The organism is Bacillus sp. FSL L8-0099 (assembly GCF_038006385.1).
Lineage (GTDB): Bacteria > Bacillota > Bacilli > Bacillales > Bacillaceae_G > Bacillus_A > Bacillus_A toyonensis.
This window is the reverse complement of sequence record NZ_JBBOVC010000002.1, coordinates 264,579-290,625: the sequence shown is the minus strand read 5'-3', so window position 1 is coordinate 290,625 and position 26,047 is coordinate 264,579. Positions and strand designations below refer to the sequence as shown.

The following is a 26,047-nucleotide window of genomic DNA, read 5'->3' as shown; positions in this document are numbered from 1 at the left end:
TCATTTCACCTCACTTTTCACCTTGATTTTCAATATATTTCTTTACTACGTCTATTGGCGAACCACCAGTAGTTAGTAAGCAAAAACTTCTTGACCAAAACATATCTTTCCAAAGTTTCTTTTTTACTTGTGGAAAATCTCTTTTAATAAGTCGAGAACTTGCACTTTTATAAGCATTAATAAATTTTGTCATTTCTGTATTGGGATGTACCTTGAACAAAATATGAACATGGTCTACATCATAATTCCACTCTATTAGTGTTATGTTGTAATTCTCGGATAACCTAACAAACATGTCTTTTGCATAGTCTGATATATCATCATCGAACACATTTCTTCTGTATTTTACGACCAACACAAGATGATAATACAACAAGAACACTGAATGATTATTGTTATCTAATTTCATTCGTATACCAACCTTTATTCTTTATAAGACTGATTTTATCAGAGGCAAAATAAAAAGCAAAGCCTTTTGGCTATGCCAAACCGAAATTCATCTCCCACCTATCGTTGAGCTAAGCCCTTCACACGCTTGAGGAAGGAGAATTCTTTCGGAGAATACGTTAAAATAAAAGTGTTCAAAGCCACTGGTTGTATTAAGTGTGTTATCTTAAAACTGATACGACGATATCACATATTTAGAAATTTTTATACACTTTTCCTAATTCTTTTTTTAGTTGTGTTTTTAAGTGCTCATTTTCACTTTCTAATAGCTTGTTCTTATGTTTTAAGAGGTTAATCTTATTCTTTAAACAGAAATATTTCTCCATTTTTATCAAGGATTTTATATTTTTCGGCTAGTTGATTTAATGAATAGGTAACCGATTTTTGTGAAAAAGCCATCCCTCTATTTTTTCCATTAAGAACAGGGAACAAAAATCAATTTAAGTTGTTATGCTTCTTTTCATGATTGTTAATATAATCTTGTTGTATTTTAACGATTTCCACAATTTATTCTGAAATAGGAACAATATGTTCTTTTACATTTACCTTTCGATGATCTCCTACTAACCACCAACCATCTTGCTTATATGCTAGACAATTTAATTGTAGCTGACATACATCTGAGACTCTAAATCCTGTTGCTTCCATTATGACTATTAATCATGCAATTTCAGAATCTAAATTATGTAGAGTTTCCAGCACTTGCTCCCATCTAAAATCTGGCACATGTTTAATATGTTCGTGATAGTTCTTCTTTTCTCTTCGAGGAAAGTCTTTGGGAAATATTAATCTGTTAAGAGGGGTTTTAGGTGCTTCTTTCCATTCAAAACCTTACATATATTCAATTATTCTTCTGACATTTGAAAGGCACTCTATCACATGACGATTACTAGGAACGCGATTTTTCGTATAACTCTTTCTTCCCATTTCACGATTTCTTACATAAAATAAAAAATCTTCAATGTCCTGTCTTTGTAGATTCTGTAAATCTATCCACTTTGAATAATTTTCTACAATGAAATCAAAAAACAAATACATTTTCTTTAAAATATTTTGAGTCGTCGCAAAGGTATTCAGTTTTTTATTATACGCTAACTTCTTTGTTTCATTTAAATAGATAATATTCATATCATTTGTTGGTTTTCTTAACCAATGAATAAACTCTGTTAATAGACTTAGATCCACTTCTGTGTAATCTTTATTCTTTTCGTTTTGAAAACACCAGAATATTTTCAAATGATAAAAGTACGTTTTAAGCGTATTAGATGCTTTTCCTAACGAATCCTTATGTTTTATAAACTTCATGACTGGGATAATAGGTTCACTATTGTTATGTAAAATCATCCAACGTTCTTCCCCAAACGATGTAATATTACTCTGTACTTTAAACATTTTTCCATCTTCAACTGTTCAATCTATCTATATTATAAATACTATCTCCTTTTACTATTATTATAGCTTCTACAAAGAGACAAAAAAGAAAAACACCTATCGTTGTATAGGTTATCTCTACTCATATATTATACTATTGTTAATCTAGGTAAAGGATAAATCCTATTATTTACTAATGATAATACTGCGTTATGCTAAACAGTGATAAATAATACATATAAGAAAAGTAAGCATGTTACATAAATAAATTTATTTGGAGGGTATAAAAGTTTAATCATAGATTTTATTATTTTCATACATATATAATAGTTTAATTTTTATAGGGATGTCTTATCTAGCTTAATGTGCAAAAAAAAGAATTTTCACTAATTTATATCAAGAACAGAGGTGATTTTTTGATTACTAATCTAATTATTAATGGTGGATTTGAGAACGGAACACTTTTACCGTTTTTGACAGTAAATGCTTCTATTGATGGTACACATAGTCATACTGGCGTTTTCAGTGCAAGTCTTTTTGGCGGAATAGGGAATGCCGTTATTGCTCAAGAGGTACCTGTTTCCTCAAATCAAAATTATGAACTACTTGCTTCTCTTGCTAAAGTTGGAGCAGCTGCAAGCCCTACTATCTCAATTACAATTGCTTATTATGCAGGGGCAGTTATTCCAGCAAATTTTTTAGGATATGGTCTGTCTGTTATAATTCCATCAGATCGCCTTCCAGATAACAGTCAAAATACTTGGTTGACAGTGCATCAAACTACTTCTTTAGCACCACCTACGGCTACCCAAGCCCTTGTATCTATTTTTAAGTTAGGGCAGATTGGGAGTCCCAATGTGGCTGTGGATGATATAGCATTGCTAGCAGCGGAGCAATCAGGTCCTACTGGTCCTACTGGTCCTACTGGTCCTACTGGAGACACTGGTCCTACTGGAAATACTGGTCCTACTGGAGATACTGGTCCTACTGGAGACACTGGTCCTACTGGAGACACTGGTCCTACTGGAGATACTGGTCCTACTGGAGACACTGGTCCTACTGGAGATACTGGTCCTACTGGAGATACTGGTCCTACTGGAGATACTGGTCCTACTGGTCCTACTGGAGATACTGGTCCTACTGGTCCTACTGGAGATACTGGTCCTACTGGAGATCTGGTCCTACTGGAATATACTGGTCCTACTGGAGATACTGGTCCTACTGGAGACACTGGTCCTACTGGAGATACTGGTCCTACTGGAGACACTACTGGTCCTACTGGAGAGATACTGGTCCTACTGGAGACACTGGTCCTACTGGAGATACTGGTCCTACTGGAGATACTGGTCCTACTGGAGATACTGGTCCTACTGGAGATACTGGTCCTACTGGAGATACTGGTCCTGGTCCTACTGGAGATACTGGTCCTACTGGAGATACTGGTCCTACTGGAGATACTGGTCCTACCTGGTCCTACTGGAGATACTGGTCCTACTGGAGATACTGGTCCTACTGTCCTACTGGAGATACTGGTCCTACTGGAGATACTGGTCCTACTGGAGATACTGGTCCTACTGGAGATACTGGTCCTACTGGAGATACTGGTCCTACTGGAGATACTGGTCCTACTGGAGAGATACTGGTCCTACTGGAGATACTGGTCCTACTGGAGATACTGGTCCTACTGGAGATACTGGTCCTACTGGAGATACTGGTCCTACTGGAGATACTGGTCCTACTGGAGATACTGGTCCTACTGGAGATACTGGTCCTACTGGAGATACTGGTCCTACTGGAGATACTGGTCCTACTGGAGACTGGTCCTACTGGAGATACTGGTCCTACTGGAGATACTGGTCCTACTGGAGATACTGGTCCTACTGGAGATACTGGTCCTACTGGAGATACTGGTCCTACTGGAGATACTGGTCCTACTGGAGATACTGGTCCTACTGGAGATACTGGTCCTACTGGAGATACTGGTCCTACTGGAGATACTGGTCCTACTGGAGATACTGGTCCTACTGGAGATACTGGTCCTACTGGAGATACTGGTCCTACTGGAGACACTGGTCCTACTGGAGATACTGGTCCTACTGGAGACACTGGTCCTACTGGAGATACTGGAGATACTGGAGATACTGGAGATACTGGAGATACTGGTCCTACTGGAGATACTGGTCCTACTGGAGACACTGGTCCTACTGGAGATACTGGTCCTACTGGAGATACTGGTCCTACTGGAGATACTGGTCCTACTGGAGATACTGGTCCTACTGGAGATACTGGTCCTACTGACACTGGTCCTACTGGTCCTACTGGAGATACTGGTCCTACTGGTCCTACTGGAGATACTGGTCCTACTGGAGATACTGGTCCTACTGGAGATACTGGACCGTGATTAACAGGTCCTACTGGTAACGTGGACTGGTCCTACTGGAGACACTGGTCCTACTGGAGATACTGGAGATACTGGAGATACTGGAGATACTATTACTGGTCCTACTGGAGACACTGGTCCTACTGGAGATACTGGAGATACTGGAGATACTGGAGATACTGGAGATACTGGTATGTAGCAACTACTAATGATGATACTGCATCTGTGATTGATGGTGCAACAAATAGTGTGATCGCTACAATTCCATTCGGAAATGAGCCAAGAAGAATATGATTCAATTCAACACTTCAAATTCGAAATAACAGCTCCTTTACCAACCAAAATATTGTAACCTGTGCTAGCGGTTTAAATGCTATAGAATTAACCATCCCTAAATTAAACTAATAAAAATAACCCTTCGAATACAGTTTCTATTACCCTATAAATGAAAAACCGTACTATTCTTTTACTCAAACAGTACGGTTTCTCTTTTATTCTTCATATATTTACTCCATACATTACTTAACTCTATATTCCATCATTTGACTATCTTACTATCAATAGTTTCAATTTCATATTCACCATCAGCCATTAATTTAATTAACTTTCCAATCTTTAATTCTAGAATTTGTATAAAGTATTTTTTTGTCTAATACATCTATTTTATTATCCATCATTCCAGACCCTTGAAATTTCCACGAGTATTTTTAAATCTCAATATCCATTATAAATTTTAAAGAAAACTTTTTAGATCAAGTAGCATATCATACTAGACAAGGATATATTCCACAAAATTTTGAAAGGAGGACTCTTTATGAATACAACTTTAATTTCTCATTTTTATAACGAAGAGTATCTGCTTCCGTGGTGGTTAATGCACCATACAAAATTATTTGATCATGGTATTCTTATTAATCGTGGGTCTACTGATCGTTCGGTTGAAATATGCAAATTATTTGCACCTCATTGGGAAATCCGTGATTCAAAAGTATTAGAGTTTGATGCCGTATTAGTTGATCAAGAATGAACATAGAAAAAGAAATTACGGGCTGGAAAATGGTGTTAAATACGACTGAATTTCTTTGCTGTGTTGATAAGGATGACTTTTTCTCATCTCTTGCTACTTTAGGGCAAAATATGTATGCTATTAGGACTATTCTGATGGTGGATGACCCTGCTCACGGTTATACCAATCCGAGATACGGAATTCCCCTTGTCAAACAGCGTTATCATGGGAGAATAATCCCCCCTAATCCACCTGCCCCATACTATGGCGGTAGATTAATCCACAATTATTCACATGGTAACTATTCGGCAGGGCGGCATTGGTCACGTCATTCATTTATCGTTTACATGTATCCTGCTTTCATTTTAAAATTCTTTTATAGCCCATGGAATACAGCTATGAAAAACCGAAAATTACAAATTGGTCCTACTCTTTCTAAACATAGCATCCAGCATGGCTTAGGTACTCATCACCTCGCAACACTAGATAAATTAGAGAAAAATTATATACACTTTGCAACCTCAACTATTGACCTTCGAACAATCCCGGAATATCAAGTTTTATTTCCAGATTTATGTTTTCCTAACTATTAAAACATCTAAAAAGAACATTTGGAAACTTCCATACAGACAAAAGTCAACTCGCCTTTAAAAATCATCGTATTACTGGAATTATCCCATCGCTATCAAGCTAATAAAATACCCCCTAAAATGAAAAAACAAGCTATTCTTTCTGTAGAATCACAGGAAAGAATAACATCTCTTTTGCGTTATGGATAGTGCAAAACCTTAGTTACTTTTATATATTTTCATAATCATTGTTATCGGAAATCAATCAATGAACGTACTTGTCAGTTAAATCGTGTAAATTGTTCTTCAAGGAATAGATCAAACTCTTTACTAAATAGTTTTGATTCTTCTAGAAACGGATAATGATTACTTTTATTGAAAATAATTAGTTTAGAATTTGGAATTAACTCTTTCAGTTCTAATGAATATGGCAATGGGCATTGTACATCATATTTTCCACACATTATTAATGTTGGCGATGTGATTAGCTTTAACTTTTTAGTAACATCGTATATTTGGAGTTCGTGATTAAAGTAGTTCAAACGTGCAGCTGACATTTTCTTCGTAATGTTTAATCTAAATAGTTCTGAATACCTTCTCGGCTCAAATAAAGAGATGAAAAAAGTGATGCACTCATAATGCATCACTTTTTTAGATGAATACGGGAAGTAGCTCTTACGATTCAATGATTCATTTTCCTGCCTTCTACCCTTCCCACTTCTGTTTCATGACTTGCAAATAGAGATCCTCAAACTCTTTAAAATGGACGCGAAAAGCACCTAATGAATCGATATAAGCAGAAATCACATCTTCTTCATTAAAATGGATACCTTTCTGTGCTAAGTCATAGCTATCATCAAGGCTGTATAAATCAAAATATTCCTCTTCCCAGTACAGGCCTCTGTTTACTAGTAATCGAGTGGAGCAAGTAATAGCTTGTCTCACATTCCATTTCTGAGCTACTAACTTTTCATGTATAACAGAAAGAAGAATGTTTACCGAAGTTTTTTCATCAACTATGCGGCTATATGACAGTAAAGTCGATTCTATACCTACCATTTTTGCTGTAGACATTAAAGATATCTCGATAATTTCATATGGCGGGTGATCATTTGCTTCAATCAACCTATCGCACCATGAAATTACCTCCTCTCTATTCCAAAGTCCGCAGCCTAGTCCTAATGCATACAAGTGGGCTAACGTCTGATAAGATTTCAATATGTTTCACCTTCAATTTAACTGTATAGTAGTATTGCATTCATTTTGGAAATAATCACGCTTAGTAATAAATACAATAAGCTGCCCAAACGGACAGCTTATTTGCATTAAAAACGCTACACATGAACTTTTTCTTTTTTTCGACGAATAACCCACCAAACTAAAGATAGCAATAGTAGGGGGAACGGAAATACCTGAATAAAGAAAAATACTTTCCAAAAATCGTGCATCGTACTACCAGGGGAATCTGTTGCCATCCCGCCAATAAAAAAAGACAATGGAATGACAAGTATATTTATACCTAAACTAATCATTAGAAATGATAGATTCTTCTTCCTAATTACTGGTAATGCAGACACGATAAATAAAACCAATGCAGTACCCAGTATAAGAAACAGTGCTCCAAAATAAAATACAAAGTATAAAATAACATCGATTAAAGGTTCCATAATAGCCCTGCCCTCCGAGGGATTCATTCTACAGAATACACTTATGTTATATAGAAAGTCAGGATACTGAACTTAGTTATCCACATCTTCAACCTCATTTACATCTCTTTAGGAGATTTTCAATCCCCTCTACTACTGATTTCATATTAGTGTAATGAACTTCATTATTTTATTTTTTTATATACTCTTTTTATACGAAATTACTTATGTTTCTTCGCTTTTTCAACGCTATCTCTTTCATCGGCTATTCGTAAAGAATCACCTGTGAAAGACTTTACTGTGAAGGGTAGATTCTTTTCATAATCGTTCTCTTCGTTTTTCTTACCGTTTTCAATAAACTCTTTTAATGATAAGGTAATTTGTTTTTTGTCTCCATCGTATGACCAATTTCCTGTTGCATAGTTTTTCTTTTGTTGTTCTTTGTCTTGACTTTCATACATGGTCATCGTTCCGTCTTTTTTGAAGTCTATACTAAAAGTTACCTTTTCAAATTTATAAAAGTCCCATACTCCTACTAACTCCTTACCGCTTGAAGATAGTTCAATTATTCTATCGTTAGGATTAGGCACTGAGTCATCATCAATATAGGTTTTATTGACAGAATCCTTCATATCCTTCTTCATCTTATCAAGTGCTTTTTGTCTTGCGTCAGGGTATTTCTCGTCTATCTCCTCAAACAGCCCTAACCACATATAAATCCCTTCTTCTATACTTTTCGTACCGTTTTTTACGATTTCTTTCATTTTAGCTGCACTGTACGTACCGTCTCCATACTTTTTAACCGCATCTTCTACTTTCTGCAAGTTTCCTTTAATATCCTTTGTCCCTCTTAGGATGGCATGCTCATAGTAGTCTTTAAATTGGGAAGGTGGGGTTAGGCTTGCAAATTTGTTTACATCATTCTTTGTTGTATCTATTTGGTCTAATACACGAGTTATATGAACTTTATCACCTGTAAATAATAAATTGTTTCTCTTCTCTAGTTCCTTCGCTTCATATTGAATGTTTACAAATTGTTCGTATAAACGATACGGATACTCTTTTTCTGAAACTTTTACCATCTTTATATCTGCATTATCTACTTCGTCTGAAGGAAACCCCTCTACATCGTTATCGTATCCTGACTTGTTTGTTTCTGGTTTACTTTCTCTACTATATGACTCAGCTTTCACTTCAGCCTTCTTTTCAGATTTATTCTTCTCATCTTTTTCAGTTTTAATTGTAGCTAATGCACCTCTTAATTGTCTTTCAATCTCTTCGTCACTATAGTGCAAACGCTTCATGTCTTCTACCATTTTATCTGCTTTAAATTCTTTATCTACCAGTTTGTACTCTGACTGTGTAAGTCCATATGTTTCTGTTGTGCAACCCGCTAGCAAGAAACTTACACTGAGCCCTGTTAATGCGATACCTTTGAGTGATCTGTTCATATTCTTTTGCCCCTTATCTTTTCGTACTTCTTCTCTCCATCCATAGATAGTCCATTATGAACGTTTTCACGATATGTATTGTCTGCTATTACTGTTTTGCTTTCCTTACTACCTATTTCAGCCTGATTTATCTCATTTACCGTATCAGTATTAGGCATTAATTCGTAATATCATTACAAAAAAGGACATACCTATGCATATAACCGTTAACCAGATATATCCTTTTATTATTTTATAGTGAAATAAATAATGGGTCAAAGAAATTTTGCGAAAATTATACAAAAAAGGCATAATTTATTGCTTACCAGCAATAAATTATCTGGTTAAAGAAGAAATATTAGAGAATATCACATTGTTGTAGTCTGTAGTATTTTAATGACTATGCAGTACGGAGTGATAAAAAAAGGACCTCTTACGGAAAGATAAGAGGTTATCAAGAAGATAAAAATGTTGTATTTGAAACACGCGAGTTTCTATTTCAAATTATAACACTTATATTTATATATTAAATATAAGTGTTATATATAAAGAGAATATTACCCTAAAAAATGGTAAATGATGTCACTTTTTCTACAAAACCTTCCTAGACTCATGGTAATATTAGATGATTATCATTGTAATATAGATTGATATTTTCACAATAGGGGGATGTAGGAGTGAAACGGGAATACATATTTTTGGGGTGTATATTCATTGGAATTGTGATGTTTTTTATGTTTAATAAGACAGATGTATACGGAGAATACAGTACAGACGGTAAGCCTCGTTACAATATTAAAATTATGGATAATGATAAGGCAAAATTAATTATTGATAATCAAATTGTGACTGTCAATTATGAAGAAAAAAATGATCGACTTGAGCTTGTGCAAGATGATGTCTATCGTGTCTATAGAGAAGGTGTCACGGAAGTCTATTTTGAGCCGCAAAAAGATGATAAGTTGCTATACAACGTAGTACAAAACGGTGAAAAAATTACAATTGGTGAATATAAATAAATTGAGGGTAGCAATGGAGACAGCGGAGAACCTAGTGTATTTTGGTTAACAATTAAATCCATGTTTTACGGACTTGTTATTTTTGGAGTAATTATGGCAATGTGGATATTTATCTTTTCTTACATAAGAAAAAAGAACGATCATTCGGGATAATACTTTAGAGCGCGGAATAAGACGAGAAAAATAAACTTCCAAAAACACACGGCATTCTAACCTGGAACCGTGTGTTTTCTTCTGTTATCCTATTCTTCTTCAACGCCGTGATTGTAACGATGGATGGTGTCCTTTGTAAGCTGATGAACAATTGTACCAAGTTCATCTAATTTCTCTTCCGTTACCCCATTAATAAACAGAATAAAATTACTATCGGACTCGGAATCTGTTGGGATGGAACCAATTGTGATTTTATATTCTGTCGTTTCTGTTACCATTTCTTCGTACGACTTCTTCACTTCATACTAATATTTTTCTATACGAACAAACATATCTCGCCAGAATAGATCGGCAATTTCCGTTTGATGATACCAGACTTTACGGAAATAATCAGGAATACTTTTTGTGTGTTCTAACAAGTATCCCTCTTTCTTTGTTGAGTGATTAATCATTGAATGGATCGCGTCCGCTATATAATGTGCTGTTGGATGATTACGAACCAAAATGCGGCTTGTTTCCTCTCGTACTTGGAGTAAAACATCGTAGTAAAAATACATCATGTCACTTGGTGATGTAGCGCGTTGTCCTTCTTGAAACGGCACCATCGACCCGTTATGAAATGTTATGCTTGTATCTCCTAGATTACATGCATATGTTGGCAAATTTTATTCCCCTTTCGTACTATTGTAATATTTAGTATAGACTCCCCAATTCTAAAAAAATAGCAACTTACAAACAGAAAATGTTGGTAGTTTGACGAGTAGAAGAAATAGAATTTCTTTCTTACCTCCGTTCTTTCTTCTGTATGATAGAAAAAACGTAGAAATGTTAATGAAAATGCGTGTTACATTTTCGTATATTCCAACTACCTACTGGCCAATTGATAAAACAGAGGAAGAACAAATTGATGTGTTTGGTGTTGTGGAACTCGCAGGGAGTATCTGTGGGATGAAACAAGAGTTACAATCTCAAGTAAACGGCAGAACGTTTGTAGATTAAGTATCCAATTTGAAAGAATGCAAAGCTTGTTATCAAGCGGGATTCCGCCCCTATGGACAGAACTATTCCTGGGTACAAACAGAGCTGTTATTACACCGATTAGGTAGTATCTACATAACAATTCATATCCCGACAAAACCAATTTATTTGATTCAAGACGACAATGTGTTACTGCAAAAATTAAACGCTATACATGATATATAAAAAGAAATACAGGTTTAAAAGGTACCTGGTCATTTTGGACTGCATCATTTTTTAAGAAAGAAAATTAGAAAAGTAACTTGAATACTGTAAAAATGCGTTTAAATGGGAGTGTGGCTAATATGCATACACGAATCTTTCAAACAAAAAACGGTTCTATGTTACGTATTAAAAACAGAAAATCAGCAATTATTTTTGAAATTGAGAAAAAACAACGTAATAGAGAGTATATATTCACATTTACATTTACTCCAGAGGACTTTGCTGCATTATTCTCATACTTAGAACAAATTGCAACGGGTACTTTGGGGAATATTAGGCCAAAAAAAGCATTCTCCTTAGGTGCTGATTATGATAGAGAACTTGATAATAATGGGTATCTTTGGATCACAAAAAATAAAGTTTCTATCAAAAGGCCTTCAATAGATAATGTAAGATTGTATCAATTTAACAAGAGAAAAATGGAGTCCTTTTTATTTGATTTTTGAAAATTAGTATGCGTAGTAGATTGAAATCATCATAAGAAATTAAGGCACTCACAAAAATCACCAAACATATACTTGTGGTTTTTCTTTAATTTACATTTGGTTGTCAGTGTTCCATATCAACCATTTGTTATTTGGGGACATAAAGACGCACTTATACAGCACAAGATAGTAAGCTCCCTCGATTTGGAATCGTATTTGTGGAAATAAGGTCATGCTAGATACGTGTTATTCGGAAACGTTTTGGGCAGTATAATGACAAAGTTTATTTAATGGAGGGTCTACAATGCCACTACAAAATGGGTATGGGGTAATTATCGGAAGTGTGAACAAACATTATATTGAACCGCCAGACGAGGAAGGAAGATGGCCTCATTATCTTATATTTGTTAACAATTCCGCTGGTATTTATGAGTGTGCAGTGAATTTGAAATCTCGAACTAATATTAAAATAGAATATAAACATATTGAAAATCTAGACAATAATATATTTGAAAAGATCATTATCTTACAAGATGGTTTTTACCGTTTGGCATCAGATGCCGATTCAGGAGCAATCGATGTTATACGTCACAAAGGTGTACTTGGTCCGCATCTCTGGGTCCCTGAAAATGGGAATAACGTAATTGAGCTAATGAAAACTTGCTTAAAAGGTGTAAAAAGAGTGTATATTTTCGGCGAACCGTTTGATGTAGGACTTGGTGTACACAACGTTCATATGAATCAAGGTGACCCATTGGACAGTAGCTTTTCTAAAGAAAATGGTATTTGGCAGGATGGTGCAGTTATGTTTGAATATGATAGCGCGCCATCCAGTTATGCTATTCTCCTAACAAAATTTCAAACACAGTGCTTACAAACTGATAATGCGGGTCATCCTATTGTTTCAGCTAGGAAAAATGAGTGAAGTCAAACGTGACCAATTGTTACACTTTCTTATAAATTAGAATACACGAATCCTCTCGCGCATCTTATAGGTAAACGAATACTGGGTTCCGTAACTAGAAAAACGTTATTCTTCTTTGTGAAAACACGGAAAGGATAACGTTTTTTATGCGAAACCGTATAGCACAATTTTAAACCATTGTATCGCCTACTGTTTGACGTACTAGTATTGAGTTACATGTAATACTTTCAAACCGAAATTAAGTAATTGTTTTCATCATTTATTTGTTTAACTATGAATCTAGGTTACATGATTTTTAAATGAAGTCGCCATGTGCACAAATCAGTTGCGACATTTTGATGTTTTTTAAAAATTCTAAGGGAGTTTTAATCGAAAATCTTCACCTGGCGGACCGCTGTATCCCCTACTTGTTGCGCTTATTCTTTCGTTGTTACCTTCTTTTTCCTCAATATATATCTTTGTACCTGTGCAGCAAGTTTTATCCTGTCCTATGCTGTTTGAATCTCTAACTGGGTTTCTTTGCCCATCCCCTTAAAAAGGGTAAATTTTAAACAAACTTAATTGAGTTTTTACACTTTCTCAATATTACAGTATCAAATTTCTTATATAATTGAATTATTCTTTTTATTTATTTTTATGTATCTGTTCCCTTTGAACCCTATTATAGGGTTCCTTTTTTATATTCAAATATTTATTAATTAATTTATCAATTTCTTGACTTAAATGGATTACTTTTGTATGACTAAAGCCATGTTTATTTACAAGTTCTACTAATTCTAATTTTTTATTTTCTATTAGATTATTTAATATTGTCACTAACATACACTTTTTTCTTTCACACTCCCCCTGAGCAAAATAAAAAGAGCTGCTCCCAGCCCTTGTATACTTAAATGCAGTATAAAATTTTCCATATTCTATTATAAATGAATATACATAAAGCTAACAACAATAATTTTTAGTGTATTAATAAATAAAAAAGCAGTAATATTTAATTACTGCTACAACTTCTTTATAAAATCATTATTTATAAAAACATTTTCCCCTAATCCATCAGCTTCACCATACCAAACTTCCAGCTTTATAATATGTGTCGCTACTTCTTTTAATATCACATTCATAAATGATGTAATAGGTGCCACGTTATGTTCTGTATCTCTGTAGTTCTTTAAATTGGTTATAAATGCCCTTTCATTACCTTTTAAATTTGTATAATAGTCATTTTCTTCTTCCCAGTTTCCAGGCTGCCATCTCATATATAGAAAATCATCTTCTGCTAATGCTTCATTTATTTGTTTCTTTGTAAATGGAATATCCTTGCTCTGATAAACTTTTGTATATTCTTTAACGATTAGTAATTTTAGAGTTGCTTCTTCCCAGCTTCCCGTATTTATTGATTCCACCAATCCTTTATATTCATCCTTTATAATTACTTTACCTCGAAAGGCTGTATACATTTCAAAAGACGACTTTCTCACCCTCTTAAATTCATTATGAATTTAATTAACATGTATACTTAACTACACAATAGAAGGTTTTAGAAATCTTATTACGTTTCCCTTTTCATTAAATTCACTCTCATTGTTACAATTCTTTGAGGTAACATCCACTATATAACTCTCTGAAATTTTGAAAGTTCTTTCCTCATTAAACATTGTCAAAGGAACTGATACTCCAACATTATTATCTAAATGACTTAGTACCATTACAGGGATAGTTTCTCCTTTTAACAAATCAACATATGAGGTCTTAACTTTATAATAATGCCCTTCTAAAAAATGCATTTTTCCGTTTATTAAATCCACTGCAACTCCATTATTACAATAAGCTAAGCTTTGATTTGAAAAATGAATATCGTCCGATACTTTAATAAATTTCATCGTTTTATTATCAAATATATAGTAACCTTCTCTTACTACAAAAAGATTATGTGGATTGATAAACTCTAGCAGATAATGCGTAATTTCAAAGTTAGTATCTCCCTCAATCATTTCTCTGTATTCTACATAAAGTTTTTCTAACTTTTTAAATGTACTTAGTTTGATCCCCTGATTTGGTCTTGATGCAAGTGTTAAGTCATCTAATACCCATTTAGCCACATATGTTGACGTTGGAATCATTTACAATTTACCCCCTTCAAAATTCTATATATGAACATATAAACTATTTAAATTTAATAAATTGGGCTCTACTTAAAGTATAGGCAGAAACTATTTAATAACTAAGATAATTCTCTAACTTTTTCATATTTACTTCTTTTGAACTACCCCCACTTTCACTTCGTTTAGAAGAGGTGGATTCCTAAGTAAAGAGTTCTATCGAACTCTAATTTATTAGGCTAGCTCCACAGTCCTTGCGGTTAGAAGCCTTATCGCTTCATTCTTTAAATTGACACTTGCGTTAATACCCCTATCATGGTGTGTACGACAAGAAGGGCAGTCCCATTTACGTAGGTTTAGATTTTTAACGTCTTTGTTTTGATATCCACAACAAGAACATAATTGGCTTGAAGCAAATGTTTTTGATACGACAATGACTTGTTTGCCATACCATTTTGCTTTGTATTCTAACATGGCTCGAAACTGTGACCATGATACCTCGCTAATTGCTTTTGCTAACTTATGATTCTTTAACATATTCGATACTTGCAAATCCTCTATACCAATAACATCGTGGTTTTTGATGATTTCAGTTGAGACTTTGTCTAAGTAATCTTTTCTAGCATTTGCCATGTATTCATGAATTCTAGCTACTTTTACTCGTTGTTTATTCCAGCGAGAAGATCCTTTCATTCTTCTAGAGAGAACACGCTGTGCTTTCGCCAACTTCTCTTCTAATGATCGAAAAAACTTCGGATTTTTATAAGTTGTTCCATCTGACAAAATAGCGAAATCCTGTAGTCCTACATCTATTCCAATGTAAGAATTTGTTTTCAAAAGTTCTTGTACTTCTGTCTCAGCTAACAATGACCAAAGTATCTGCCAGAAGGGTTCCGTTTAACTGTAGCATTTACAATACGTCCCTTTACTTCACGACTTTTGGCAAATCGAACAAGCCCTAGTTTTGGCAATTTAATTTTGTTTTCTATAACAGCAATGTTTACATTTGTTTGTTTTGTGGTATAAGATTGTACGTTGTTTTTCTTAGATTTAAAGCGCGGGGCGCTGTTTTGTTTTTTGAAAAAGCGTGTATAAGCATCCGCAAGGTTGCGAACAGACGACTGAATCGCAATACTATCCACTTCTTTTAGCCAAACAAACTCTTTCTTCATAGCAGGTAATTTGGCAGAGCATGTACCATAGGTCAAGCCTTTTCCAGTCTCTTTGTATGCGTGATCCCATAAGGATAGGAAATGATTGAATACAAAGCGAGAACAACCCATCGTTATGTTGATTAGAATTGCTTGTGCTTTATTTGGATAGATACGAAACTTATAGGCTTTATTAATCATCATTTAATTCACCTCCATTTCGGTATATGACTATCATACACCAAACATACATTCGATAAGTGGTGGAATAACACTTTATGTATGTCGAGACAATTGAACTATTTGAAAAGAAAACCATACACGCTAAATCATATAAGGGTATATGTAGCGATTGTGATTATGTTTTACGTAATTACGTGTGAAATTCTAAATGGTATTCCCTTCCTTTCAAGGACAGCATTCCCTTGATTACCTGGTGTTTAAAAATATATTAAACATATGGTACGTGAAATTTTATAAAGAACACTTTAGGAGGTATTAAGTACGTGGCAAATGTTATGTTAATAATAAGGAATTCAGATTTATTAAGATCTATAAATAAAATATTAACTAATTCTGACTCAGTAGAAAAAGTGCACGAATTACTGAATAAGGCAAAAACAAAAAATACACTGCCACACGGTTTGTTATGGCATTGGACGGATTTTAAGTAGAATATGCCAGAGGAAATAGGAGAAAACATAAACGATACTAAAAATAGTGAACCTATTTTACTATTATTTTATTGGCTAAATTGCATTGGAAATGAAAACTATTATTTAGCAAGAATTGAGGAAAGATATGTTATAGATGGACATGATCCATTAGATACATGGGGTAATTTACATGTACCATCATTAGATTTATCCTTAAATGTTTCAATCTCCTTTGGTTTTGAAAAGGAGGATACAATATGAAAATAAGTAATATTTACCGTCATAGTTATGGAACTGCAAGTATAGATAAAATTCTTCCTTCAATAATAACTAAAAGCATTTGGGATTTTTTTAAAACACAAATACTTCTAAAAAACAATTCTTTATTAAGCTATAAACACATCTTTGATTTAAAATTGGAAGATAATTATTTGGTATTAAATTATCAACCAGAAAGTCCAGGTTTTGAGATACATTCCAAAACGAATGTAAAAGTGGATAAACTTCCATTAGCACACCGTATATGGATTATTGATAACGGTAAAAGTTTTATTATGATGTTACCTACGGATTATTGATAGGAATTAGACTATACACTTATTTTACTTAGTAAAATAAGTGCTTCGAAATAATAACATTTAAAATACCGGTTCTTATTAGAACCGGTATTTTTATTATGTATTAAGCTTTAAGATCCATTAATTATAGGATAGCCTATAGATATAACACACTCCCCTATAGTTAGGTTACTTAGATTTTTTCAATTCTTTGTTTGCTTTATCTATTAACTTAGAAGCAGTCTCTAATCTTTCAACCCCACCATCAACTTCAGATTCTTTACCCTTATCTAAACCTTCTTGTATGATTTCCACCCCATCTTTTACATGAATCATCGCTAAACCTACATTATGTTGTACTGGGTGATCTTCTACTTCATACTCTAACTTACTTATTTTGTCCACTAACTCTAAATAAGGTTTAGATACTTCTTTTAACTCTTCTGACTTTTTCTTCATTGACTTGCTACTTTTTACAATACCGTCTATTTCTTTAGATTGTTCAGAAAAATCTTTCATTAAATATGCTAGGTTCTTACTGAAGTCTTCTTTTTTATTCTGTTTAACAGAAGCTTCCATTGCTTCATCTTTCTTAACCTTAGTCTCACATCCAACCCCAGTTAACATTAACATTGGAACTACTACAAAAGATAAAATCTTACGTTTCATTGACATATACCCCTTCCCTAAAAAAATGTAAGTAATTAACATATGAAACCATAACATAAATTACGTAAATTGGATATAAAAAACAGCTATTCTCACGATAAATTTTGATTGTTCTAACAATTATTATAAAATGTATTACAAATATAGAGTATCTCGCTCTATATACTTTTTTAATTATCCTTTATTTAACTTCTAAAGTTTAGTATTTTGTTACTTTTTTATGCTCCATGGGATACCGTCAGCTTTTTGCAAAATCACCTACGCTATGCGGAAAAATAAAATAAGCTGTCCATATGAACAGCTTATTTACATAATGTTCGTTATTAGAAGTTAAAAATTCTTAGTTTCTTGCTTAATTAAAGCACTACATTAATCTAGAAATTCAAGTGATTCCAATTTTTCAATTATCATTGACTTATATTTGATAGCTTCATACTGTGAATTATCAATTTTTGTCTTTTTTATATTTAACATATCAAATATTTCTCTTTCAATATCTCTTCTTGCTTCTAAAACTTTGATTGTTCCGTTTAAACCGTGATAGCCTTTCATTTTTCCATACCCTTGATTTGTATAATACTCAATAAATCCAGCAGACCATTCTTTTGCTCTTTCATTAAATACCTTTCTGAATGAGAATTCCAAATCATCTTGTTCTATATAAAACAATACTGGATTTAATTTCTCTATGATTTTCGCTAATGCATTAATATAATTTATAACTTTCTCTTTTTTTTCACCATATTTAACCATTCCGATTGTTAATGGATTTTGTATGAAGCAACATTCAAAAATATAGGTTTTATTTTCGTTGTTGGCTATTTCAACAAAATCCCTCCATTTTTCAGTTATTAATTCAATATTCCTTTCGAGCGGTAATTCATAAATATCATTTTTGAAAATGATATTTAATAAACTTTCAGGAAAATTAGAGATGTATTCATTTTTAATTTTTTTATATGGCAATAAATAATTGTTTTCTCGCTTCGTGACACTATCACTAATTACTTCCCTAAAATCACCACTATTCACTAACAAACTTTCGAATTCACTTTTATCAAAACAAGATACCCCATCATAATCAGCAGGGTGGTTTGGATTCCCTTCAAGAAATAACTCAACGTCAATATTTTTTTCAATTAGAATATCGTAAAGCAAGTTTGCAGTGGTGGATTTCCCAAAGCCAGGAAGCCCTTCTACTATGATTAATTTTGTATTCAAAAAAATCTACACCTTTCTAAGACAAAATAAAAGATTTTAAATTAAAAATAAATTGTCCACTGAACTCACCCTCGCCTCTTTTTCTAAATTTTACCATCCGAATAATATGATAGTAAAGAATTTTTTCTTGTATACCATATACACACTCGGTTAACATAACGTCTCATTATCAGTAGCAAGGACAAGGAGGAACCCTACTCTCCCAAGGGAACCTCCTTTCTTTGTTCTATCGACCTATGCATTTTTTATACATTCCTATCCTGGCACGTTTTTAGGGTTCTTTTTTGTTGTTGAATCAACAACAAAACTGTATTAAATCTTGCATGCTCCTAGGGGTCACTATATATAAACGCTACGTATTTGACTTTCTCAATGACCAACATTACTTAATGTGGTAAAATAGTATTCGGATGGGAATCCAATGTTATTAAAATTAAAGTGGTTATCAAGTCGGAGGAAGGCACCTTAGGGTGTCTTTTCTTTTTAAAATATATAAGCGCACCATCCCTTTCCTAATAGAGGCCTCCCCTCATGCCTCCTTACAGGGAGAATGATAAGGCTTTTATTATTTACCCAATTACCGAGCTCTCAAATGTTTTAAATAGTTACAATACATGTATTGCTCCAATAACATATGATTATTCTTAAGAATGTCATTGAAATGTACCAATAGATGTTAGTGCAGCAAAATAAATTGTGTTATGATGTGAGAAAATATAAAGCTATCTAACGGAGGGATTCACATGCCACATGTTGTGTTTCGTGGAATTACTACTGAACAATTAAAAAGCATAAGCAAGCCATTAGTAGAAGAGCTTGCAGAGATTTGTGAGTGTGGTACGGATAATTTTACGTTGGAACTACCAAGTTCTACGTTTGTATTCAATGGAGAAGAAATAGAAGCGTTTCCTCTTATTGAAGTGAAATGGTTCGAGCGTGGACAGGAAATTCGTGATCGATTTGCCAAGGCCATTACTACATATGTAATGGATTTTGGACTTCCAGAAGTAGAGGTTGTATTTACGGTTTTCACAGAATCAGCGTATTATATTAACGGGAAGCATTGTGCAAGTTAGAGCTATTTGAAAGATTTTTGTAACATTTATAAGGAGTAGAACCACATTGCCATCAAGCTAAGAAAAGCAAATATCTAAAAACAAAAAAATGAACTCAATTCTCATAGACAACTAACTGGGAAGAGATAAAATTTTTGTTTTGGGGGACATCAAAATATTAGCTTGATGAATATTTATGGTGACCCCTAATAGCTGCTATATCAACACCCCAATGATCAACCAGAGACATGAATTGCAATATGCCAGCTCGCCCAAAGAATTGGAGTAATATTGCTGGCCATGTCCCTAATTACATTTCCAAACTCTGTAAAAAGTTTTTTATTTACTTTTTAGCTTCATCACTCATTTCAGTGATATGAGTCCAATATTTCATTGTAATGGGATTGTATTCTACCCTAACTGTGACATTCTTTTGAGCATCTGTATTTACATATCCTTCAATCGTTAGGGCATGAATCGCATTTGATGGTCTATTTTCTTTTTTATAGGAACTCGTATGCTTGTCAAAGGCTTTTTCAACAATTGTTAAATCGAAGTTATACTCATTTTTCATATACTGAATCGCTTTCAATTCAGAAATATTACGGATATTCATTTCTTCCTCTGGTGTAAGAGCCAACTGCTTTTCTAATTCTACGGCATGTTGGTTATCTTTAGATAGATTTAGAGCTCTTGTATTTTCTTCCGAATTATAATCTACCAGCCACTTTTTATCTTTGTAGTACGCTTCGACAGAGGATTTGCATGAAAATCCGCTCTTTCCTTCATTTTGTGCATCACAGCTAGCTAACTCAAAGTGAATATTTATTTTGGAATATTCCGGACTTCCTGTACCTTCATTCGCTTGCATCCTACTTTCCTTTGTCACATATGTAATCTTTATAGGACCATTAGTTTTTTCAACCTCATGTTTTACTTTTTCTTCAATACGTTGTTCCTGAACCTGTTTCGCGAAAATGTAGTTCTCCTCATAAAAATGATACATTGCTAAAGGAACAAATAAAGCAATCCCTAAAACGATACAAGAAAGTACATAATAAGCCAACATTCGCTCTGTAGTATATATACGGAAACAGGCAAGCACAACACGAATATATACTAAAGGCAAAGCGATATAAAAAATAGGTACTGAAAAGTAAAATGTAAAGGCTGTAATTAGAAAAATCCCCCCGAGTAACTCGATATATCGCGGAATACCTATACTGTATGCTGCTAAAATCAAAAACCAAATGTAACTTGTTGATACAAGAAAAGCAATTCTATAATACTTCTTACTTTTTATGTTTTTCTCTTCCATTTCCCCACCATCTTTGCAAAATTAAAACTATACTTTCGGTTACAACTTAAAACAAACGCTTACTTACATTAGGTTTCTCAAATGAGTGTAAGTAATACAAGAACCAAACTTGATTCGTACGATCCTTACGTTATTTGAATTACGAGTTAGATTTAGATCTCGACATGATTCCTCTTTTAGTAATAACATAATTCTCTGGTAAGCAATTTATGCCTGGATGATTTTCGCAACGTGAAAAAAGCTCTTTTAAATCTCGTTGAAAATCACTACGTGGACGCTTTGGTTCTGCAATTCCCCATTTATTCATGCACTCTAGAATCAAAGATTGAGTCTCCGGGTATATCTTTGCAGTTTCAAGAAGACAGCCAACTGCCACTGAGCGGGTAGGTTCCTCGTATGTTTCCTTCAGTTTACCTACACAGCTTGTAGTCATCTGCCAAAACCATACGTGGTAAGTTTGATTACTATCACGGATAGGTGTATCAAAGAATCCCCTGCGAATGCATGCCCATAAAGCTAGTATACTATTATTAGTGAGAGTAGATGATTCGTGGTTATTAACATTTATGACAAGTGAACTTATACGATTGGATATATTAATGCCTCTTTCAGCCAATCTCCTCCATATACTACAAATGAACTCATTTGTTGGTATATCTTGTCTATAATAATCCGATAACATCAGCTCTACTACTTCCGATGGCAACGAAACGTTTAACGAAATTAATTCATCCAACATTACAGCTGCCCAGTACTGAACATATCGTTCAGAATCTAACTTATCTCGTTCCTTCTTGTCAATATACAATAATCGTGCGATTTTCGTAACGTATGGTTGTAGATCAGCGTCCCTACTCAGACTTTCATAAGCCACTTCTAACAAATCAGCAATTAATTCAGGATTGTTCATTTGAGTGTAAACACCCTTATCATGCTTGTCATGACATAAGCTCTCAATATAGCTAACTATCCAATTTGCAGCTTTCGACGTTTCACCAGATGACAGTTTGAACTACCCCCACTTTCACTTCGTTTAGAAGAGGGGGATTCCTAAGTAAAGAGTTCTATCGAACTCTAATTTATTAGGCTAGCTCCACAGTCCTTGCGGTTAGAAGCCTTATCGCTTCATTCTTTAGATTGATACTTGCGTTAATATCCCTATCATGGTGTGTAAGGCAAGAAGGGCAGTCCCATTTACGTAGATTTAGATTTTTAACGTCTTTGTTTTGATATCCACAACAAGAACATAATTGGCTTGAGGCAAATGTTTTCGATACGACAATGACTTGTTTGCCGTACCATTTTGCTTTGTATTCCAACATGATTCGAAACTGTGACCATGATACCTCACTAATTGCTTTTGCTAACTTATGATTCTTTAACATATTCGATACTTGCAAATCCTCTATACCGATAACATCGTGGTTTTTGATGATTTCAGTCGAGATTTTGTCCAAGTAATCTTTTCTAGCATTCGTCATGTATTCATGAATTCTAGCTACTTTTACTCGTTGTTTATTCCATCGAGAAGATCCTTTCATTCTTCTAGAAAGAACACGCTGTGCTTTCGCCAACTTCTCTTCTAATGATCGAAAAAACTTCGGATTGTTATAGGTTGTTCCATCTGACAAAATGGCGAAATCTTTTAGTCCCACATCCATTCCAATGTAAGAATGTGTTTTCGGAAGTTCTTGCACTTCTGTTTCAACTAACAATGATACAAAGTATCTGCCAGAAGGGTTCCGTCTAACTGTAGCATTTACAATACGTCCCTTTACTTCACGACTTTTGGCAAATCGAACAAGACCTAGTTTTGGCAATTTTATTTTGTTTCCTACAACGGCAATGTTTTCATTTGTTTGTTTTGTGGTATAAGATTGTACATTGTTCTTCTTAGATTTGAAACGCGGGGCATTGTTTTGTTTTTTGAAAAAGCGTGTATAAGCATCCGCAAGGTTACGAACAGACGACTGAATCGCAATACTATCCACTTCTTTTAGCCAAACAAACTCTTTCTTCATGGCAGGAAGTTTGGCAGAGCATGTACCATATGTCAAACCTTTTCCTGTTTCTTTGTATGCATTATCCCATAGAGATAGGAAATGATTGAATACAAAACGAGAACAGCCAATCGTTTTATTGATTAGGGTCGCTTGTGCTTTATTTGGATAGATACGAAATTTATATGCTTTATTGATCATCATTCGTTTCACCCCCATTTCGATATGTGTCTATCATACAACAAACGTACATTCGATAGGTAGTAAAGTAACAGTTTATGTATGTGGAACAATTAAGATGGCTTCCTGCCATCCCTTGTTCGAAGCCAATTCATCTCCCACCTACTCACTTCGCGTTCCTTGAGGAAGGAGTCTTCTTGGCTAAAATGATAAAATCAGCAAGGCTACTCTTCATACTTTGGCGTTGTATAGATTCCCCAGAAACAAATTGCTGTAACTTATCCAAAATAATATCATCTTTTAACATATCGAATACAGATCCCCCTTCGTTAACCAGTAAAATTAGTTTTTTCAGATACTAAACTTATCGCTAGTCTCTCCATCTCTACACATTTTACCTTATTTTAGTAATTATTGATGGAACTTTTAAAAATGATTATACGCATAATCAGCAGCTCTAAATGCAGCTCCCTTATCTTTATATCTTAAATATACAAAGTTAGAGTAATCTGTATTGTGATTGACATCGTTTTCGTGGTTATGGATGAATTCCCAGTTTGATAAAGTCATTCTTTTAATAGCTGGTTTGGCTGTTGTACCAGGCGCATGTACTAATATATATTCTCCTTTGTGCACCTAGCCATCTGGTATATTCCAAGATGAGGTAACTGTTCCCGCACGTGCTACGCCTTGCTTTGGATCCTTTTCTTCTTCTGTAGGCATAGCCTCCAATGTATCATCATTAGTACACGTATAGAAGTACGTAGTGTTGACCCAGCTACAGTAGACCGCAGCATCTATGTAATGACATAAGAAGAGCGTGAAGAAGCGGGTATCATTGACTTACCAGCAACATTAGCGCAAGCATTCGCTACATTACAATCGAATGAAGTCATATGCGGTGCACTAGGAGACCATTTATTTGAGCAATTCATCGAAGCAAAAGAAATTGAGTGAGATAGCTTCCGCACGCAAGTATACCAATGAAAACGCGATCAATATATGTCTCCTTACTAAGAGAAAAAAACCTTGATACCAGCTGTATCAAGGTTTTTTGTTTTCACTTCTCATAATTTTATTATTCAATCTAAGACTTACTTTATTCTTCTATGTCTCTTATGCCATTTATTGTCATACCAAATTGCTCGAAACCATATAATACACCATTTAAAGCCGTATCACCCTTTTCTACATCTCCTTCATCTAGAGCTGTAAACAAGTCGCCTAATGCCCGTAGGAATGTCTTATTAGCATCTATAAATTCAATTTTAAAATAACTGTACTTTTCAGGCGGTTTAAGGCCTACTAACTTCTCTGCCTCTCCTTTCACTATATTAAACTGTGCTTTTAATTCGTCTTTATTTGTTCGTAGAGTTTCATCTTTTTCAACTATTGGTTTCGTAGCTTTTACCGCAGCTATGAATTTATTAGCCTGTATTTCTACTTTTTCTTGATACTCTTTCATACTATTAGGTTTCGTAGCGTCAGACACCTTGTCTTTCTCTTTATTTACTTCTTCTTTCTTCTCTACCTGAACTTCCTTTTTACTTGTTTCTTCCTTCTTTGTTTCCGCTTCTTTTTGTTTCTCTAACTTGTCTTTTTCTTCGTGTATTTTATCTACGTCTTTAATTACAGTAGCTATTGGGTCCTTATTTGTTGTTCCAGACTCGCTATCACTTGCTGAAGAGTCATTATTTGTTCTTTTATCTTTATCTTTTTCCTTCTCCTTCTCTGTTTCCTTATAGTCTGCTACTTTTACACTATCCTCTTTTTTCTCTTCCGCTACGTCCTTACTTGCACAACCTACACCACTCATCAACATTACTGGCAGTGCAACTGCTAATAACTTACGCTTCATTGTAATTTACCCCTTTGTTTCGTGATTGTTGTTTCTTTTCTTCCAACTCTTTCTTTTTTGTTTCGCAATCATTTCATCTACGAAAATCGTTTTTTAACCTTGAGACTTTTCCTATAAAGAAGTAGCATCTATCATAATGTATACTTCTTTTTAAAAGTGTTGTAATTTATTAACATATGAAACCATATCATAAATTACATAAATAAGATATACAAATTTTTATCTTTAAGAGGAAACTTGCCCTGTCACAAATAAAAAGGATCCGATATGAATATCAGATCCTTTTTCACTATATATAATTATTTCACTGCCTCTTTTAATTCTTTTCCAGCTTTAAATGCAGGCGCCTTAGAAGCAGCAATTTGCATTTCTTCACCTGTTTGCGGGTTACGCCCTGTTCGTGCAGATCTTTCACGTACCTCAAATGTACCAAATCCAAGAATCTGTACTTTCTCTTCATTTGCAAGAGTATTTGTTATTGCGTCTAATACAGCTTGTGTCGCTGTAGCAGCATCCTTTTGTGTAAGTTCTGCTTTATCTGCTACTACTTTTATTAATTCTGTTTTATTCATTTTCTGCACCTCTTTATATGTAATTAGGGACTATTATAACGTGCCTATACTCATGGTGCAATAAATAACAGGTTGTACTGATATGCCTCACAAGTGTAATC

The 26,047-nt window shown here is 34.2% G+C and carries 25 protein-coding genes and 7 pseudogenes; 12 read left to right on the top strand and 20 right to left on the bottom strand.

Annotated features, from left to right (window positions below; genetic code table 11):
• Positions 1 to 10: 10 nt before the first annotated feature.
• The 3 genes from tnpA to MHH42_RS29140 form a co-directional block, all read right to left on the bottom strand.
• Positions 11 to 409, bottom strand: a complete 399-nt coding sequence (gene tnpA, locus MHH42_RS29150) for an IS200/IS605 family transposase (protein ID WP_070174322.1) — start codon at positions 407 to 409, stop codon at positions 11 to 13.
• 545 nt (positions 410 to 954) lie between these two features.
• The gene (locus MHH42_RS29145) at positions 955 to 1,095 is read right to left on the bottom strand and encodes a hypothetical protein (RefSeq protein WP_170958011.1); all 141 of its coding nucleotides are present in this window, start codon (positions 1,093 to 1,095) and stop codon (positions 955 to 957) included.
• A 183-nt stretch (positions 1,096 to 1,278) separates the two neighbouring features.
• The gene (locus tag MHH42_RS29140) at positions 1,279 to 1,839 is read right to left on the bottom strand and encodes a hypothetical protein (RefSeq protein ID WP_240522471.1); all 561 of its coding nucleotides are present in this window, start codon (positions 1,837 to 1,839) and stop codon (positions 1,279 to 1,281) included.
• A 344-nt stretch (positions 1,840 to 2,183) separates the two neighbouring features.
• On the opposite strand from MHH42_RS29140, the pseudogene MHH42_RS29135 reads away from it, so the two are divergent.
• The 4 genes and pseudogenes from MHH42_RS29135 (at position 2,184) to MHH42_RS29125 (ending at position 5,797) form a co-directional block, all read left to right on the top strand.
• Positions 2,184 to 4,397: pseudogene (locus tag MHH42_RS29135) on the top strand (NTTRR-F1 domain).
• 26 nt (positions 4,398 to 4,423) lie between these two features.
• Positions 4,424 to 4,492: a hypothetical protein gene (locus MHH42_RS32495; protein WP_240522470.1), complete on the top strand. Its 69-nt coding sequence runs from the start codon at positions 4,424 to 4,426 to the stop codon at positions 4,490 to 4,492.
• A 3-nt stretch (positions 4,493 to 4,495) separates the two neighbouring features.
• Positions 4,496 to 4,603: pseudogene (locus tag MHH42_RS29130) on the top strand (preprotein translocase); the annotation flags it as partial.
• Between the two features lie 409 nt (positions 4,604 to 5,012).
• Positions 5,013 to 5,797: pseudogene (locus MHH42_RS29125) on the top strand (glycosyltransferase family 2 protein).
• Between the two features lie 257 nt (positions 5,798 to 6,054).
• Here MHH42_RS29125 and MHH42_RS29120 read toward each other — a convergent pair.
• From MHH42_RS29120 to MHH42_RS29105, 4 genes are all read right to left on the bottom strand, one after another.
• Positions 6,055 to 6,459 carry an alpha/beta fold hydrolase gene (locus MHH42_RS29120; RefSeq protein ID WP_001080620.1) on the bottom strand — a complete coding sequence of 135 codons (405 nt, stop codon included), beginning with the start codon at positions 6,457 to 6,459 and terminating at the stop codon, positions 6,055 to 6,057.
• 19 nt (positions 6,460 to 6,478) lie between these two features.
• Positions 6,479 to 6,991 (bottom strand): protein kinase, encoded by a 513-nt coding sequence (locus tag MHH42_RS29115; RefSeq protein WP_070173268.1) that lies wholly within the window; start codon positions 6,989 to 6,991, stop codon positions 6,479 to 6,481.
• A 116-nt stretch (positions 6,992 to 7,107) separates the two neighbouring features.
• Positions 7,108 to 7,440: a hypothetical protein gene (locus MHH42_RS29110; protein WP_000433514.1), complete on the bottom strand. Its 333-nt coding sequence runs from the start codon at positions 7,438 to 7,440 to the stop codon at positions 7,108 to 7,110.
• A gap of 200 nt (positions 7,441 to 7,640) precedes the next feature.
• Positions 7,641 to 8,870 carry a DUF3994 domain-containing protein gene (locus MHH42_RS29105; RefSeq protein WP_070173269.1) on the bottom strand — a complete coding sequence of 410 codons (1,230 nt, stop codon included), beginning with the start codon at positions 8,868 to 8,870 and terminating at the stop codon, positions 7,641 to 7,643.
• Positions 8,871 to 9,526: 656 nt separating this feature from the next.
• Here MHH42_RS29105 and MHH42_RS29100 point away from each other — a divergent pair.
• Positions 9,527 to 9,868: a hypothetical protein gene (locus tag MHH42_RS29100; RefSeq protein ID WP_255258025.1), complete on the top strand. Its 342-nt coding sequence runs from the start codon at positions 9,527 to 9,529 to the stop codon at positions 9,866 to 9,868.
• Between the two features lie 242 nt (positions 9,869 to 10,110).
• On the opposite strand, the gene MHH42_RS29095 is transcribed toward MHH42_RS29100, so the two are convergent.
• Both MHH42_RS29095 and MHH42_RS29090 read right to left on the bottom strand, forming a co-directional pair.
• Positions 10,111 to 10,299: a hypothetical protein gene (locus MHH42_RS29095; RefSeq protein ID WP_070173270.1), complete on the bottom strand. Its 189-nt coding sequence runs from the start codon at positions 10,297 to 10,299 to the stop codon at positions 10,111 to 10,113.
• 27 nt (positions 10,300 to 10,326) lie between these two features.
• Entirely contained in the window at positions 10,327 to 10,683 is a 357-nt protein-coding gene (locus MHH42_RS29090) for a hypothetical protein (protein ID WP_070173271.1), read from the bottom strand.
• A gap of 163 nt (positions 10,684 to 10,846) precedes the next feature.
• Here MHH42_RS29090 and MHH42_RS29085 point away from each other — a divergent pair, with 163 nt between their 5' ends.
• From MHH42_RS29085 to MHH42_RS29075, 3 genes are all read left to right on the top strand, one after another.
• Positions 10,847 to 11,020 carry a hypothetical protein gene (locus MHH42_RS29085; RefSeq protein ID WP_340895054.1) on the top strand — a complete coding sequence of 58 codons (174 nt, stop codon included), beginning with the start codon at positions 10,847 to 10,849 and terminating at the stop codon, positions 11,018 to 11,020.
• Positions 11,021 to 11,343: 323 nt separating this feature from the next.
• Entirely contained in the window at positions 11,344 to 11,709 is a 366-nt protein-coding gene (locus tag MHH42_RS29080) for a hypothetical protein (protein WP_070173272.1), read from the top strand.
• Positions 11,710 to 11,992: 283 nt separating this feature from the next.
• Positions 11,993 to 12,613 (top strand): DUF2278 family protein, encoded by a 621-nt coding sequence (locus tag MHH42_RS29075; protein ID WP_070173273.1) that lies wholly within the window; start codon positions 11,993 to 11,995, stop codon positions 12,611 to 12,613.
• A gap of 624 nt (positions 12,614 to 13,237) precedes the next feature.
• Here MHH42_RS29075 and MHH42_RS29070 read toward each other — a convergent pair.
• The 4 genes and pseudogenes from MHH42_RS29070 to tnpB (MHH42_RS29055) form a co-directional block, all read right to left on the bottom strand.
• A complete protein-coding gene (locus tag MHH42_RS29070) occupies positions 13,238 to 13,435 on the bottom strand; it encodes an aspartyl-phosphate phosphatase Spo0E family protein (RefSeq protein ID WP_002040189.1) in 198 nt (65 codons plus the stop codon).
• Between the two features lie 176 nt (positions 13,436 to 13,611).
• Positions 13,612 to 14,067: a hypothetical protein gene (locus MHH42_RS29065; protein WP_070173274.1), complete on the bottom strand. Its 456-nt coding sequence runs from the start codon at positions 14,065 to 14,067 to the stop codon at positions 13,612 to 13,614.
• Positions 14,068 to 14,130: 63 nt separating this feature from the next.
• Entirely contained in the window at positions 14,131 to 14,730 is a 600-nt protein-coding gene (locus tag MHH42_RS29060) for a hypothetical protein (protein ID WP_070173275.1), read from the bottom strand.
• A gap of 213 nt (positions 14,731 to 14,943) precedes the next feature.
• A pseudogene (gene tnpB / locus MHH42_RS29055) lies at positions 14,944 to 16,064 on the bottom strand (IS200/IS605 family element RNA-guided endonuclease TnpB).
• Positions 16,065 to 16,366: 302 nt separating this feature from the next.
• Here tnpB (MHH42_RS29055) and MHH42_RS29050 point away from each other — a divergent pair.
• Together MHH42_RS29050 and MHH42_RS29045 are read left to right on the top strand one after the other, a co-directional pair.
• Positions 16,367 to 16,777: pseudogene (locus MHH42_RS29050) on the top strand (hypothetical protein).
• Positions 16,774 to 17,094 carry a DUF960 family protein gene (locus MHH42_RS29045; protein ID WP_070173276.1) on the top strand — a complete coding sequence of 107 codons (321 nt, stop codon included), beginning with the start codon at positions 16,774 to 16,776 and terminating at the stop codon, positions 17,092 to 17,094. Before MHH42_RS29050 ends, MHH42_RS29045 begins: the two are co-directional and overlap by 4 nt.
• Before the next feature lie 168 nt (positions 17,095 to 17,262).
• Here MHH42_RS29045 and MHH42_RS29040 read toward each other — a convergent pair whose 3' ends face one another.
• Positions 17,263 to 17,748 (bottom strand): hypothetical protein, encoded by a 486-nt coding sequence (locus MHH42_RS29040; RefSeq protein WP_033661923.1) that lies wholly within the window; start codon positions 17,746 to 17,748, stop codon positions 17,263 to 17,265.
• A gap of 363 nt (positions 17,749 to 18,111) precedes the next feature.
• The gene (locus MHH42_RS29035) at positions 18,112 to 18,963 is read right to left on the bottom strand and encodes a hypothetical protein (RefSeq protein ID WP_340895052.1); all 852 of its coding nucleotides are present in this window, start codon (positions 18,961 to 18,963) and stop codon (positions 18,112 to 18,114) included.
• Between the two features lie 743 nt (positions 18,964 to 19,706).
• Between MHH42_RS29035 and MHH42_RS29030 the strand changes: the two genes are divergently transcribed.
• Positions 19,707 to 20,039, top strand: coding sequence for a DUF1904 family protein (locus tag MHH42_RS29030; protein ID WP_001120973.1), 333 nt, complete (start codon positions 19,707 to 19,709; stop codon positions 20,037 to 20,039).
• Positions 20,040 to 20,361: 322 nt separating this feature from the next.
• Here the strand turns inward: MHH42_RS29030 and MHH42_RS29025 are convergent, their stop codons facing one another.
• The 3 genes and pseudogenes from MHH42_RS29025 to tnpB (MHH42_RS29015) all read right to left on the bottom strand — a co-directional run bounded on the left by MHH42_RS29025 (position 20,362) and on the right by tnpB (MHH42_RS29015) (position 23,540).
• Complete coding sequence (locus tag MHH42_RS29025) at positions 20,362 to 21,336, bottom strand: hypothetical protein (protein ID WP_097873113.1); 975 nt, start codon at positions 21,334 to 21,336, stop codon at positions 20,362 to 20,364.
• A 139-nt stretch (positions 21,337 to 21,475) separates the two neighbouring features.
• Positions 21,476 to 22,348: pseudogene (locus tag MHH42_RS29020) on the bottom strand (hypothetical protein); the annotation flags it as partial.
• A gap of 70 nt (positions 22,349 to 22,418) precedes the next feature.
• Complete coding sequence (gene tnpB, locus MHH42_RS29015; RefSeq protein ID WP_098203313.1) at positions 22,419 to 23,540, bottom strand: IS200/IS605 family element RNA-guided endonuclease TnpB; 1,122 nt, start codon at positions 23,538 to 23,540, stop codon at positions 22,419 to 22,421.
• Positions 23,541 to 24,257: 717 nt separating this feature from the next.
• Here tnpB (MHH42_RS29015) and MHH42_RS29010 point away from each other — a divergent pair.
• Positions 24,258 to 24,473: pseudogene (locus MHH42_RS29010) on the top strand (type I glutamate--ammonia ligase); the annotation flags it as partial.
• A gap of 142 nt (positions 24,474 to 24,615) precedes the next feature.
• Here the strand turns inward: MHH42_RS29010 and MHH42_RS29005 are convergent.
• Positions 24,616 to 25,374: a hypothetical protein gene (locus MHH42_RS29005; RefSeq protein ID WP_097896628.1), complete on the bottom strand. Its 759-nt coding sequence runs from the start codon at positions 25,372 to 25,374 to the stop codon at positions 24,616 to 24,618.
• A gap of 299 nt (positions 25,375 to 25,673) precedes the next feature.
• Positions 25,674 to 25,946, bottom strand: a complete 273-nt coding sequence (locus MHH42_RS29000) for an HU family DNA-binding protein (protein ID WP_001043917.1) — start codon at positions 25,944 to 25,946, stop codon at positions 25,674 to 25,676.
• Positions 25,947 to 26,047: the final 101 nt, after the last annotated feature.